We start from the raw sequence: 13,128 nt of genomic DNA, 5'->3' as shown, positions 1-13,128 counted from the left end.
CCTCTGCTTCCAACGAAATCAAGTACGGCCCGTATGGACGTATGCTACCGTAGATAGTTGCAAGAACCTGAGCTAGCTCGGAGGAAGGCGATGCGAGGTGGAGTGATCCTGTACCGAGGTTCCGGCGCCGACGCGCGCCGGTACCTCGAGTCAGATCGCTCCCGCGCCGACGACTACTACCTCGAGGGCGGCACGGCGCTGGCTGAGTTCTCCGTCGTCGACGGCGATGGTGACCTGATCGGCGAAGGCGCACTCACCCCCGACCAGTACGCCCAGTGGGTCGACTGGATCAACCCGCTCACCGGCGAATCGATGGGCACCCCCCGCCATGCCGGCGACGCTCGCCATGGATCGCCACGGTTCGCCGAGATGGTCGTCAACGCGCCGAAGTCGCTGTCGATCGCCGCGGCGCTTCACCCCGAGATATCCGATGCGCTCGATGTGGCGCAGCGCGATGCGGTCGCCGAGATCCGTGTCTGGCTCGGCCAGCACTCGGTCACGCGTGTCGGCCCGCGCGGTGCGCAGCGGGTGGCGCCGGCCGAGCAGCTCGAGACGGTCGCGGTCTCGCACAAGACCTCGCGGGCAGGCGACCCGCACCGGCACATCCACTTCCAGATCGGCACGCGGGTGTGGGCGGATGCCGCGTGGCGAGGTCTCGACACCGCGGCGCTGTTCCGGCAGCAAGGCGCGATCCGCGCGCTCGGCACGGCGGTGATCGCGGCGCACCCGCGGCTCGCGGCCACGCTCGATGCGCATGGCCTCACGCTCCATCCGGTGACAGCCGAGGTCACCGAACTGCAGCCGTTCAACGCGGCGATGAGCAAGCGTGCCGAGCAGGTCGCGCGCAACCTGGCGCACTTCGAGAAGGACTGGCGCGCGGCGCATCCGGACCAGGAACCCGGGCCCGCCGCGATGTCGCGACTGACCGCGATGGCATGGGATCACGAGCGGCCGCACAAGAAGCCGACCCAGCTCGGCAGCGAGGAACTGTGGCGACGCGAACTCGAGGCATCCGGCTATCAACCTGATCTCGAACGCGTGCGAGGACAACGGGCCGTCGCGCTCGATGAACTGAGCGTGCAGGATGTCGCGTCCCGCGCGCTCGATCGCTGCGCGGCCGCCGCGTCGACGTGGACGGTGCACGACATCCAGGAGCACGTGTCGCACCTCGTCACCGAGGCCGGCGTGCGTGCCGACCCGACGCTGCTGCGCGAGTTCGTCACACTCGCCACGCGCCTCGCGGAGGAGGACTGCCTGTCGGTGCTGCCGCCCGACGGGCCGCATCCCGAGCACGTCGCACATCTGACGAGCATGCACGTCCTCGCCGTCGAGACCCGGCTGCGCGATCTGCTCACGGCGCGGGCCGAGCGGCCGCAGGTACGCACGCCGGACCTGTCGCGCATCGCACAACGGCTCCGACTCGACCCGGCACAGGCGCGCGCGGCTGCGGCCGTGGCATCCGCTCAATCGCTCGTCGTCGTGGAGGGTGCGGCCGGCGCGGGCAAGACGACGATGCTCGCCGCGGCAATTAATGCGGCGGCAATGCAGGGTCGCAGGACTCGGGTGGTCACGCCGACGAGGAAGGCGGCCGACGTTGCGCACCAGGAGCTCGGAGTTGCGGCCGACAGCGTCGCCAAGCTCGTGCACGAGCACGGGTGGCGGTGGAATCGCGACGGCGTGTGGACGCGGCTCGCGATCGGCGACCACGACCCAGATACGGATGCCGTGTACGCCGGCCCCGCGGCATCCGCTCGACTGTGTCGCGGCGAGCGAATCGTCGTCGACGAGGCGGGCATGCTCGACCAGGACACCGCCCTCGCGCTGCTGACCGTAGCCGACGAGGCGGGCGCCACTGTTGCTCTGGTCGGTGACCGCGCGCAGCTCGCCGCCGTCGGACGCGGCGGTGTGCTCGACATGGCCGCGCAACTACTCCCCCGCGCGTATCGCATGACGGCCGTGCACCGATTCGTCGACCCCGAGTACGCCGCGCTCACTGTGCAGATGCGGCGCGGGGATCATCCGGAGGCAGTCTTCGACCGACTATGCGCGCTCGAACTCGTTGCGATTCATGAGAGCCCGGATGGGCAGCTCGAGGCGCTCGCGCGCGAGTGGCGCGACGACTGCGCGATGACCGTTGCAACGAACGACGAAGCGCGTGAGCTGAATGCGCGGATTCGCGAGGAGCGGGTGCGGGCCGGCGATGTCGATGACAGCCGCACCATGATCGGGAGCGATGGGCTGAGCATCGGGCGCGGGGACGTGATTCAGACTCGGCGAAACGACTCCGGCCTGCGAGTAGCGAATCGTCAGGTGTGGGTCGTTCGGAGCGTCGATGGAGATGGCACGGTGTGGGCGACGGAGCACGCCGCCGGCCATCGGCAGAGATCAGTTCAACTGCCGGCCGAGTACGTTGCCGAGCACGCGCATCTCGCGTATGCGGCGACGGCCCACGGGGTGCAAGGCATGACGGTGGACGAGTCGCACACGGTGGTCGGCGATGCGATGGGGGCAGCGAGCGTCTACGTGGGGATGACGCGCGGGCAGAACGTAAACCGTGTGCATCTCGTGGCAGCGAATGCTGATGAGGCGCGGGAGCAGTTCGTGCTCGCGGCGGAGCGCGACCGCGCTGATCGCGGACTCTCTCACGCCATAGCCGCTGCGCGAAAGTCTGTGGATAGTCTCACGCCCGAGAGCTTGAAGCGACGGTACAAGTCAGGCCCAACAAGCTACACCTACTCCAGCCGAGGCACCCCATCCTCGAGATCGCGCGAAGTGGGCCTGGGCCGATGAAGAATTCGCTCCGACGAATTCACTCATGATGGCGATTGTGCGACGGACTGGCTGCTCCGGAAAGATTCTGGCCAAGCGCGCATACGGACCGAGGGTTCTCGGTTGTTGACAGGCGGCGCACCTGGCGTCCTGCTTGATTTGCACAGACCGAGATCCGGTGAGGATCGCCGCGCACACTGACCAATCAGTGTCGATCTGAAGGACGAGCCGTGCAAGGGAACCTAACCAGGCAACGCGCCAACGGCTTCACGGACCGCAACACGCAACTCACTGTTCTCCGTAATCTGCCGTCGTGCAGCTCGCTCGTAGAGCGCGAATGATCCGAAGCCCATGGCGCGCGCGACGGCCGCTCGCGCTGAACTGTCCCGAATCGAGACTTCCTTCACCATGCCTTCGTAGTCGCCTGACGCAAGAATGCTCTCGAGCTTGTCACGAATCTCATTGAATGGCGATGGCACGGAGATCTGGATGTCCTTCTCTCCGAGGACTTCAGGGATGTGGTCAACCACTTTTCGACGCACTTCCGCTAGAGCTAGCTTGCGCGCAAATCGATCGACAGTTTCCGGTTGGCTGAGCGATTGCAGCAACGCAGACTTTGCAGCGTCCATGAGCGACGTCGCGGATGCGTCGATTACCGCTGCCTGCGCTCCTGCGACCGCCTCCAGGACGCTTGAGAGGTAGTACAGACTCTCGACCTCGTTCACCGGTAGGGCGAGCACGCTCCTGCTTCGAAGCGCCGCGCGCTCGGCCTCGGATCTGCCGTCTCCATCGACGATTCCTACGGCACGCACCCAATGGAACTGCGAGCTCGCGCGGATACCGGCGACAGATTTGATTACCGAGTCGCAACCACCGGCTGGGGCGCAGGTCCAGTCGGGATATAGGACCCGGTATAGAGGTAAATCGAGACTCCCGACGTCACCCTCAATGAACATGACTTGCTTACGCCCACCGAGTATGGCTTGACGAGCGAGCTCCGAAACAACTCCGCCGTCGGCAACCAGATTTACCTCCCACGTGGCTACGGTTTCGCCCGACCACTCGCACCCAGTCAACGTGACGACTGTGCCGTGAGCCCCAAGTGCGGATGCAAGCTCGAGGTCATGCGTCAACAACACAAACGCTGCATCCGAGCGTTCAGCGACGATTGCATCCACCAGCCCTGCGGAGATGGATCTGTGAAGGTGCCTCTCGGGCTCGTCGATCACGATCACCTGCCCTACTGGCGCGGTTAGGACTTCCGCTGCCAGTAAGAGCGCGCTCTTCTCACCGTCTGACATGTGGAAGATCGGAAACTCGACCCCCAAGTCGGAATGGCGCGCCATGAAGGTCTGAGATGCGGTTAGCGCGATCGAAATGTGTAGGCCGGCGTTCGCAAGGATCCGGTTCAACTTTGGAAGGAGCCGTTCGCCAGCTTCGCTGAGAACCTCGTCTCTTGTTCGCCCTCCGTCGTACATCTCAACGGCTTTGCGGTTTTGATCGTTGATCATCCCGAGGAGGTCGAAGAGCGCAATGTTGGCTCGATTCCCATCGAGGTGATCCGCGTACCTCGAGTCGCTCCTTCGATCCCACTGTTCAGCGTTTTGACCGTGCCGCTCTCGCTGAGCGGGATTAATCTCTGGCCCCGACGAACTGAACCAGATCTTTCGGTGGGCAATAAGCCTCCGGACGGTGCCCGAGGGCATCTGTGCGACCAGCCATGTCGCGAGCGCAGACTTGCCGGCGCCGTTGGCCCCGACGATCGTCGTTACGCGCCCCGCGTGCGCCGTGATCGCAACGGCGGCGCTATCTCGGGCGGGTACCGACCACGTCATCACTGGTGGCACTGTCGTTTCCGGCATGTCTTGATTGGGCGCAGTCACAATGGCGATCGTACGGCCAACCACTGCAACTACTCGTCGCCCAGCGCCTAACCGCAACCCACCAGGACGGGGCGAATCATCGGCCCCAAATCACGACATCGCGCTGCAGACTGCCGGGTTTTTCGTCTTGCTCTTGGTCCGAGACTTGCTCCTGTGGGCCCTCATCCCCGTCGGGTTCATCGCGTGGCTGTTGACAGGCTGGATCGTTGGACGTCAAACTCGGCTCCGTCATCGGCTGGCTCGACCTGAATCTGATCGCCGTACTTCAGCGAATTCTGATTCGGGAACGAAGCAACGACAAACCGTCGGTGGAAAGTCGACAGTCTTCGAACGATTCGATGGGCATAGCTCGCTTCGGTCTGGCCTCCGCAACAGAGAAGCCGGAGGCAACCATGATCCGATGATCGTCGTCGAGATTCCGGCTGGACGTGCCTGGCAAGTTCCACGCGACTGATGCCGATCGCGGGTTATCCAAGTGCTCGATACCAAGCGTCAGAGGGGCTCGACAGACCCGCCTTCGAGCCAGACTTCAGCGCGACGGTTCAGCGCGTTGAGCAGCACAAGCCCATTGACCAGGTCCTCTCTTGGAATCTGCTGCCCGTGTGCGACGGCGTTGCGAAGGTCGCGGACGGTCCGGATTTGTGGCTCGAAGTCTGCAATGAACGCCCGTTGCAGGCTTCGAGTGCGTTGACGAACTTCCGCATCTAGCGGATCGTTCTCGCGGAGGCGACTTGGTCGAAGGTCAAGCCGTCCGCTGAGCGATTCCCACTCCCGGATGACCGTCGTCTGGAGCTTGTCGTCACTCATGTTCTCGAGCGGGCCGCGCCCACTTTGCGCTTCGGCCCCGAACTCACCTGCCTCAGCTGCCTGTCGCTGGATCCGTTCCGATTCTGTGGGCGTCCATTCGCGACCGAAGTAGATATTGTTTGACGCCGAGGCATTCGAGAACGCGAAGGTATCGATTCGGGCCTGAAGTATCTGAATGGTCGTGGCCAAACTTTCCGCTTTCTCCTTCGCATCAGTTGCCTTCTGGGCAGCCTCTGCGACTTTTCGCTTGAGAGTCACTCCCCCCACAGTGAGCTCTGTTAGGTCCGGCCAGAGGAGCAGGCCAACGAGTAGGAGGAGAAGGATGAGCGAAGCACTGGTCAAGGATGGCGGCGCACACGCGATCACAGTGGATATGTCACCGTTGGCGGCGGTCGTCGTCGTTTCTGAGCACTCTCGATATCTGGAAGCTATGACAGTGATCACGGCGCATATCGCCGCGACCGCGAGCGCCCATCTGATCCAGCGCCAAGCGGTTCCCGAGGATGACTCTCTCGTCGTGGTCTCGTCACGGGTTGCCTCATCGGTCACTGCGCAATCTTGGCCAACCCACCGGGGCCTTCGCAACCATGACATTCCGCGAGGAGCCGCGACTGTCGTCTGCGGAGAGCGACATCATGGAACCCCGAGGCTCCGCTAAACGAAATCATCATCGATAGCGGGGCTGCTGCCTCCCGAACTAGAGAAGCGCGAAGAAGACACCAACCACCGCGCCGGCGAGCGCGACAACGGCTGCAACGATGCTAAACGCGTGCTGGAACCGATCAATCTGGCGAAGGCTCTCTTTCGCCTTCTCATTGACGAAGTATGGGACTGGGATCGGCTCGCCACCGGCGAACGAAACAAGAATCGTGTCCAGATCCCGAGTTGACACGTCCTTGTACTCTGAGCCGCCTTCTGCGCGCAGCGTCTTCCGGCCCTTGCTTCGAGCGACCGCACGAATGACTAGGAGAAGGGTCACGTAAACGATCAGAACGACGAGAAACAGCCCAAATCCGATGAGGGCCGGGGCCACCATGTCCCAGGTTAGGACCCCGGAGAGTGCGGCCCAGATGAGCGCGGGCACGCCGACGATAAGGATTGTCAGTACGCCCGCGATGGTGCGCGCTGCAACCTCGCGCCAAAAGGCCCGCTCCACGGCCCACTCAGCTGGCCAGTTCCAAGCACTCGACTTGCCGGGCGGCTCGTTACTAACGGTCACCGCATCAGCGTACTGATCGCCCGCGTTGTACCGTCGCACAACGCATCCATACCGCAATGTGGACGGGCTCCGATCTCGCATGCGCAGTCACGCGTTGCACTCGACCGCCTCTTCTCGACCGACGACAGCACGAGAAGGCAGTGTGACGTGACAAGTCGACCGACGGCACGGGCACTCTCTCGTCTGTAAGCATCACCCGGCAACGGTAACTTCGGAGCATGGCGAAACCGCTCGGAGCCTTGTCGGGCTGGCTAAACGAAGACACCTGGCCTCGAGTGCTGTGCCCGGAATGCCTTGAAGGCACGTTAGCGCTCAAGTCGACGACCCAATACCCGGACGCGAGATCGCGCGCTCACATCGAGTTGGTCAGGCGCCACTTGGACGGCCCCGACGAGCTCGGCGGAAGCTTCACCGGTGTGCTCGAATGCGACAATCACGGCTGCAAACGCGAGGCGGCTATTGCTGGCGACTGGGCGTACTTATGGTCCTTCGACGACGTTCAAGAACGCGAACGTCTCACGGATTTCTTCGCGCTGCGTCACATCAGCCCCGCTCCGCAGCTGCTGCTCACGCCACAACGCACACCAACAAAGGTGGTCGAAGCCATCGCAATGGCGTCCTCAGTGCTCTGGACGAGTCCGGACTTGGCGGCTACCCAGCTTCGACTGGCCGTCGAGGAGTTGCTCACCGCGCGCGGTGTGAAGCGAACGTTCATCACCGCCAAACGAAAGCGAAAGCGACTTTCAGCCCAGGAGCGATTGGACATCTTCGCTAGCACCCACCCGGAAGTAGTTCACGCGCTCGAGGCCGTGAAGTGGATCGGGAACACTGGAACCCATGAGAGTGGGCTGTCCATAGATGATGTGGTGACAGGTGCGAAGTTTCTCGAACTTGCGTTACGACGTCTGTACGACACGAACGAGGCCGACCTTCTAGCGACGGCGAAGGACATCAACCGGCGGCGAGGATTGCCTCGGGTCCGATGAGGCCTGGTGTTTGGCGACCACGATCACGTGGGCCATGCGCCTCAATGTCGCGCCCGTTTAGGCACATGGAGGGCCTCGGAAGCGAGATCTTGTGCCATTAATGTGCCATTAAATGCGCGAAAACCATCTGAAACCAACTGTGACTGTTTTGTAGAACCCCTGATCAGCGCGATATCGCGACCATAAGAATTGAGCGAAAACCGCCCAGGCTCACTGAAAATCGTGAGGTCACGGGATCGACGCCCGTCGGAGCCACCATCGATTGAGAAAGCCCCCGGTTCGCCGGGGGCTTTCGTCACTTCCCCTCCAGCCGCAATACGGTTACGGACATGGACATCAGCCAACAGCTCATCCTCGCCTCCATCGCCGGCTGGGCTGCAGCCGCGCTTGGACTCGTCGTCAGCCTGCTGCTGCTGTACATCGTGATCCGCCAGGGAGTCTTCCACGGGCTCCGCGCACACACGCGCTGGATCGACAACGGCAAGCGATAACTCAGCGACGTCCGCTCGCGTACGCCGCAGCAGCCGCTGCGCTCGCCCAGCTCGCCTGGGCGGCGCTCGAGTCGGCGAGCTGACGCCCTCAGCCGGCGCGCTCGGGGACTCGTGAGGCGAGCGCGAGCGGGCCGACGCTCAGACGGCTGCCGGCCCACACGAGCGCGCCGGCAGCGAGCATCGCTCCGAGCAGCCCCACGACGTGCAGGGCAAGCGAGAGGGGTCCTCGTTCGGGGAGCAGGAAGCCGTACGGAACCCATCCGTCGGTGATGCCCCGAACGAGGACGACCCCCAGCCACGCGATCGGATACGGGAGCACGAGCCAGAGCTGGCGCCAGGGAAGAGGCGGTCGATCTCCGACGAGCAGCCAGTCGAGCACGACGACGAGCGGGAACACGATGTGGAGAACAGCGCTCACCCAGGGCGGCGCCGACCCCGTGCCCGGAACGAGCACGTTGTAGACGACCGCGACGACGACGAGGCACGCGGTCGCGATCCCGCGAACGGTCGACAGCCATGCCGGCACACGTCGCCCGAGCACGGCGAGCGCGCCCGAGCCGATCAGCACGACGCTCGTGAACAGGCTCGTCTGGTTGGTGAAGTATCCGAAGAAGTCGAGCGGGCTGCCGTCGCCGACCTCGATGCGCAGACCGTAGGCGTAGCCGAGCACGGTGATGCAGAGCACGCCCCCGACGATCCTGGCCAGCCCGACTGCATCGGTTGCGGTCGGGAACCGGCGGCCCTGAGTCATCCGGTCAGCCTAGCGATCACCCGCCGAGCCGGATCGCGACGATCCCCGAGACCGCGACCACCGTCGCCGTGAGCCGCCACCTGCTGAACGGCTCGCGGAAGACGAAGTAGCCGATCACCCCGGCCGCGAGCACGCCGGTCTCGCGCAGCGCGGAGACCACCGCGAGTGGCGCGAGCGACTGCGCCCAGACGACGATCGTGTAGGCGGCGAGCGAGAGGATGCCGCCGAGCGCGCCCATCGGTGCGTGCTCGCGCATGCCGAGCAGCATCTCGCGGCGGTCGCGCGCCAGCAGGAAGCAGACCAGCGGGATCGTGATGCCCTGGATGAGGAACAGCCACGACGCATAGCCGAACGGCTCCCCCGACAGTCGCACGCCGATGCCGTCGATGACCGAGTAGGCGGTGATCGTGACGCCGACGGCGACGGCCATGAGCGTTCCGGCAGGGCCGCCTCGACCCTTCGGCGACCACGACAGCGCGAAGAGCGCGATCGCGACGACGGCGACTCCGGCGATCTGGGCCGGCGTCATCACCTCGCCGAGGAAGGTCGTCGAGATCAGCGTGATGCCGAGCACGGCGATTCCACGGGTCAGCGGGTACGTGCGGCCGAACTCGCCCTTCGCATACGCCGCCGTGAGCAGCACGAGGTAGAGCGTCTGCACGGCGGCGGAGATCAGCAGGTACGGCCACACCTCCTGGGGCGGGAGCGGGAAGACGAGGCATCCGATCGCCCCCACCACCAGGTAGACCAGCCCGATCAGCGCCGAGGAGACGAGCCGGGCGGGGATCGCCTTCGCGATGGCGTTCCAGGTGCCGTGCAGCAGCGCGGCGCCGAGCACGGCGACGAGGACGGCTGCGCTCACGCGATGAGACCGCGGGAATCGTCGTCGTCGATGCGCACCGCTCGCAGCAGCACCGCCTGCTCGGGGCGGAGTCTCGGCATCACGACGCCGATCGAGTCGAGCGCCACTCCCGTGAGCTCGAGCGGCCCGAGCTCCCACCATGGCGCCGCGTCAGCCCCGTGCGGCAGCCCGCCGACGAGGGCGGGTTCGACCCGGTACGTCGCCGTCGGCAGCAGTCCGGGCAGGCGGATGCGTCCGGGGCTCGCCACCGACGCCCGCGCGAGCGACACATACGCGAACAGGCCGGCCGAGCCGTCCGCCGCGACGATGCCGTTGAGCGAGAGCGAGGCGTCGGGGTGGTCGAGGCGCACGAGCTCGCCGCCGTGGAGCAGCTCGCGGTTCGCCTTGTGCAGCCGGATCCATCCCTCGAGCTCGGCGAGTTCGGCCTCCCCCGCGTGGCGCAGGTCCCACTCCACTCCGAGGTGCCCGAACAACGCCGTGACGGCGCGGAACGAGAGCGCGTGGAGTCGGTTCGTCGTGTGCGAGGCGCCGGAGGCGATGTGGTTGCCCATGAGTTCGGGCGGCACCAGCTGGGTCGTCCATCGGTTCGACTGCTGGCGGTCGATGGGGTCGTTGTTGTCGGAGACCCAGACCCGGTCGGTGCGGTCGAGGGCGCCGAGGTCGACGCGCCCGCCACCCGACGAGCACGACTCGATCTCGAGCTCGGGGTAGCGCGCCTTCAGCTCGTCGACGAGCCGGTAGAACGCGAGCGTCTGCTCGTGCACGCCGGCCCGACCGAACGGCTGCGTGCCGGCGTCGACGAGGTCGCGGTTGTGGTCCCACTTGATGTACCCGATGTCGTACTCGTCGAGGATCGCGCACATCGCGTCGCGCACGTGAGCGTACGCCTCGGGAATGCCGAGGTTCAGCACCTGCTGGTGCCGTGACTCCACCGGCAGGCGGTCGCCCGTCGCCATGATCCACTCGGGGTGAGCGCGGGCCAGGTCGGAGTCGATGTTCACCATCTCGGGCTCGAACCAGAGGCCGAACTGCATGCCGAGGCCGCGGACGCGGTCGACGAGCGGATGCAGCCCGTCGGGCCACACCTCGCCCGAGACGGTCCAGTCGCCGAGGCCCGCACGATCGTTGCGACGTCCGCCGAACCATCCGTCGTCGAGCACGAACCGCTCGATGCCGATCTCGGCCGCGCGATCGGCGAGCTCGAGGAGCGTGTCGACGTCATGGTCGAAGTACACGGCCTCCCAGACGTTGAGCGTGACCGGCCGGACCGAGCCGGGGTGCTGCGGACGGGCACGGAGATGGCGGTGCATGCGCTTGGCCGAGTCGTCGAGGCCCGCGCCGTAGATGCCGTAGACCCAGGGGCTCTCGTACCGCTCGCCCTGCGCGAGGCGCACCTCGCCGGGCAGCAGGAGCTCGCCGCCGCCGAGCAGCTGCTCGCCGCTCAGCACCCGCTCGACCTGGTGCACGTGGTTGCCCGACCATGCGGTGTGCACGCCCCACACCTCGCCGTGGGCGAACCCGAAGCCCGGCGTGCCGACCGAGAGGATCATCGCCGCGTCGAGTCCGGTGCGGCCGCGACGCCCCTCGCGCCGGTGGGCGCCGATCGCCATGGCGCGACGCTGGGGCGCCCGCTCGCCCGCCCAGCGGCCGGCGAAGTCGAGCACCTCGCTCGCGATGGCCGGGGTCGGCAGGCAGAGCAGGAGCTCGTCGACCTGGTAGGCCTCCTCGCCGAGGTTCTGCACCTCGGCGCGCGTGCGCACGATGCCGGCCCGGCTGAGCTCGACCGTCAGGGTGACGGCCAGTCGGGCGTCGTCATCGGCCGCGGTGACGACGAGCGTTCCGGCGCCGTGGTTCACGACGCCGGCAGCGGATGCCCCGGCGACGACGGTGCCGTCGAGCGTGGCCCCCGTGACGCGCCAGAGCGGCGACCACGCGGCACCGCCCCTCGACCCGCTGAGCCCGGGGCGTCCCATCCAGCCGCGGGTGTGCTCGGGGAGGATCGAGATGCGCACCGGCACGTCGACCTCGCTCGGGGCGACCGGGAGCACCCCGGTCGCGAGCAGCGCCGAATACCCCTGCTGGTCGAGAGCGCCGCAGTCGGCACCCCAGTGCACGACGGCGGGCAGACCACCCTCGCTGAGGTCGAGTACGAGGGCGACGCCGCCCGAACGCATCACCAGGCCGAAGTCGGGGATCTCGGTCATGTATTGATTCCTTTCAAGGGAGACGGCTTCGGGGTAGTGTTTACGTCACCATGACGTACGCATCGAACGGTTTGTCCGGCCACGCATCGCAGCCCAGAGCACGGGCGTCGATCAACGACGTCGCCGTGCATGCCGGTGTCTCGGCTCAGACCGTCTCGCGAGTCGCGAACGGTCAGACCAACGTCCGGCCCACCACGCGCGACAAGGTGCTCGCGTCGATGCAGGCCCTCGGGTACCGCCCGAACAGCGCCGCGCGCAACCTGAAGTCGGGACGGTTCCGGAGCATCGGCTTCGTCACCTTCAACCTCGCCACGCTCGGCAACGAACGCACGCTGAACGCCGTCGCCGAGGCATCCGAGGCCGCGGGCTACACGACGACGCTGCTGCCGGTCATCGACCCGACGCAGCTCGACGTCGCCGGCGCCTTCGGCCGCCTCGAGGAGCAGGCCGTCGACGGCATCATCCTCGTCATGTCCTCCGAGGTCGGCTCGCTCGACGAGCTGGGCATCACGGCAGGCCTCCCGCTCGTGATCGTCGACTCCGACGCGAACCTGCCGTACACGATCGTCGACACCGACCAGGAGCAGGGCGCGAAGATCGCCCTGCAGCACCTGCTCGACCTCGGGCACCGAGACATCGTGCACATCTCGGGGCCGGCCGACTCGTTCTCGTCGCGCCGCCGCGCCGACGCCTACCGGCAGACGATGGCCGACGCGAACCTGCCGGCACGGCCCGTGCTCGTCGGCGACTGGCGTGCCGCCTCGGGACTCGCGCTCGCGCGCGAGCTCTTCGCGGCCGAGAACCCGCCGACGGCGGTGTTCGCCAGCAACGACCAGATGGCCCTCGGCGTCATGCATGCGATCCACGAACGCGGCTGGACCGTGCCCGGCGACATCAGCGTGGTCGGCTTCGACGACACCGAAGAGGCCGAGGTCTACTGGCCCGCGCTCACCACCGTGCACCAGAACTTCGACCAGGTCGGTCGTCACGCCACGACCCTGCTGCTCTCGCTCATCGACGGCGAGCCCAACACCAAGGAGAAGATCCTGATCACGACGCGTCTCGTCGTGCGCGACAGCACCGGCCCGGTGCGACCCGCCTGATACGGGCAGCACCGGCACGAGCCGCCGACGCGGCCGACGCCGCGTGAGCACGG

General features: G+C 66.2%; 11 protein-coding genes. 5 read left to right on the top strand and 6 right to left on the bottom strand.

The genetic code is table 11. The features are described from left to right. Positions 1-90 precede the first annotated feature (90 nt). Complete coding sequence (mobF, locus tag BUR99_RS08945) at positions 91-2,790, top strand: MobF family relaxase (RefSeq protein ID WP_084183853.1); 2,700 nt, start codon at positions 91-93, stop codon at positions 2,788-2,790. 221 nt (positions 2,791-3,011) lie between these two features. On the opposite strand, the gene BUR99_RS08940 is transcribed toward mobF, so the two are convergent. Further along, complete coding sequence (locus BUR99_RS08940; protein WP_084183852.1) at positions 3,012-4,631, bottom strand: AAA family ATPase; 1,620 nt, start codon at positions 4,629-4,631, stop codon at positions 3,012-3,014. 227 nt (positions 4,632-4,858) lie between these two features. Between BUR99_RS08940 and BUR99_RS19980 the strand changes: the two genes are divergently transcribed. Next, on the top strand, positions 4,859-5,056 hold the full coding sequence (locus tag BUR99_RS19980) for a hypothetical protein (RefSeq protein WP_143231554.1): 198 nt from the start codon (positions 4,859-4,861) through the stop codon (positions 5,054-5,056). Between the two features lie 88 nt (positions 5,057-5,144). Here the strand turns inward: BUR99_RS19980 and BUR99_RS19975 are convergent, their stop codons facing one another. Further along, positions 5,145-6,008 carry a hypothetical protein gene (locus BUR99_RS19975; RefSeq protein WP_159440975.1) on the bottom strand — a complete coding sequence of 288 codons (864 nt, stop codon included), beginning with the start codon at positions 6,006-6,008 and terminating at the stop codon, positions 5,145-5,147. 148 nt (positions 6,009-6,156) lie between these two features. Then, positions 6,157-6,678 (bottom strand): hypothetical protein, encoded by a 522-nt coding sequence (locus tag BUR99_RS08935; RefSeq protein ID WP_143231552.1) that lies wholly within the window; start codon positions 6,676-6,678, stop codon positions 6,157-6,159. 218 nt (positions 6,679-6,896) lie between these two features. Between BUR99_RS08935 and BUR99_RS08930 the strand changes: the two genes are divergently transcribed. Both BUR99_RS08930 and BUR99_RS20245 read left to right on the top strand, forming a co-directional pair. After that, positions 6,897-7,664, top strand: a complete 768-nt coding sequence (locus tag BUR99_RS08930) for a DUF4145 domain-containing protein (protein ID WP_084183851.1) — start codon at positions 6,897-6,899, stop codon at positions 7,662-7,664. Between the two features lie 329 nt (positions 7,665-7,993). Beyond that, entirely contained in the window at positions 7,994-8,155 is a 162-nt protein-coding gene (locus BUR99_RS20245) for a hypothetical protein (protein WP_159440974.1), read from the top strand. A gap of 88 nt (positions 8,156-8,243) precedes the next feature. Here BUR99_RS20245 and BUR99_RS08925 read toward each other — a convergent pair whose 3' ends face one another. Genes BUR99_RS08925 through BUR99_RS08915 form a run of 3 tightly spaced genes read right to left on the bottom strand, consistent with a single transcriptional unit; the run spans position 8,244 to position 11,972 of the window. Beyond that, the gene (locus tag BUR99_RS08925) at positions 8,244-8,906 is read right to left on the bottom strand and encodes a Pr6Pr family membrane protein (RefSeq protein ID WP_074259986.1); all 663 of its coding nucleotides are present in this window, start codon (positions 8,904-8,906) and stop codon (positions 8,244-8,246) included. Positions 8,907-8,922: 16 nt separating this feature from the next. Then, positions 8,923-9,768: a DMT family transporter gene (locus BUR99_RS08920; protein ID WP_074259985.1), complete on the bottom strand. Its 846-nt coding sequence runs from the start codon at positions 9,766-9,768 to the stop codon at positions 8,923-8,925. After that, entirely contained in the window at positions 9,765-11,972 is a 2,208-nt protein-coding gene (locus BUR99_RS08915; protein WP_074259984.1) for an alpha-galactosidase, read from the bottom strand. The genes BUR99_RS08920 and BUR99_RS08915 overlap by 4 nt, the downstream gene beginning before the upstream one ends. Positions 11,973-12,022: 50 nt before the next feature. Here BUR99_RS08915 and BUR99_RS08910 point away from each other — a divergent pair, with 50 nt between their 5' ends. Beyond that, positions 12,023-13,075, top strand: a complete 1,053-nt coding sequence (locus BUR99_RS08910) for a LacI family DNA-binding transcriptional regulator (protein ID WP_074259983.1) — start codon at positions 12,023-12,025, stop codon at positions 13,073-13,075. Positions 13,076-13,128: the final 53 nt, after the last annotated feature.

Source organism: Agromyces cerinus subsp. cerinus, assembly GCF_900142065.1.
GTDB lineage: Bacteria > Actinomycetota > Actinomycetes > Actinomycetales > Microbacteriaceae > Agromyces > Agromyces cerinus.
The sequence above is the reverse complement of the archived record's forward strand: the minus strand, read 5'-3'. Positions and strand labels throughout refer to the sequence as shown.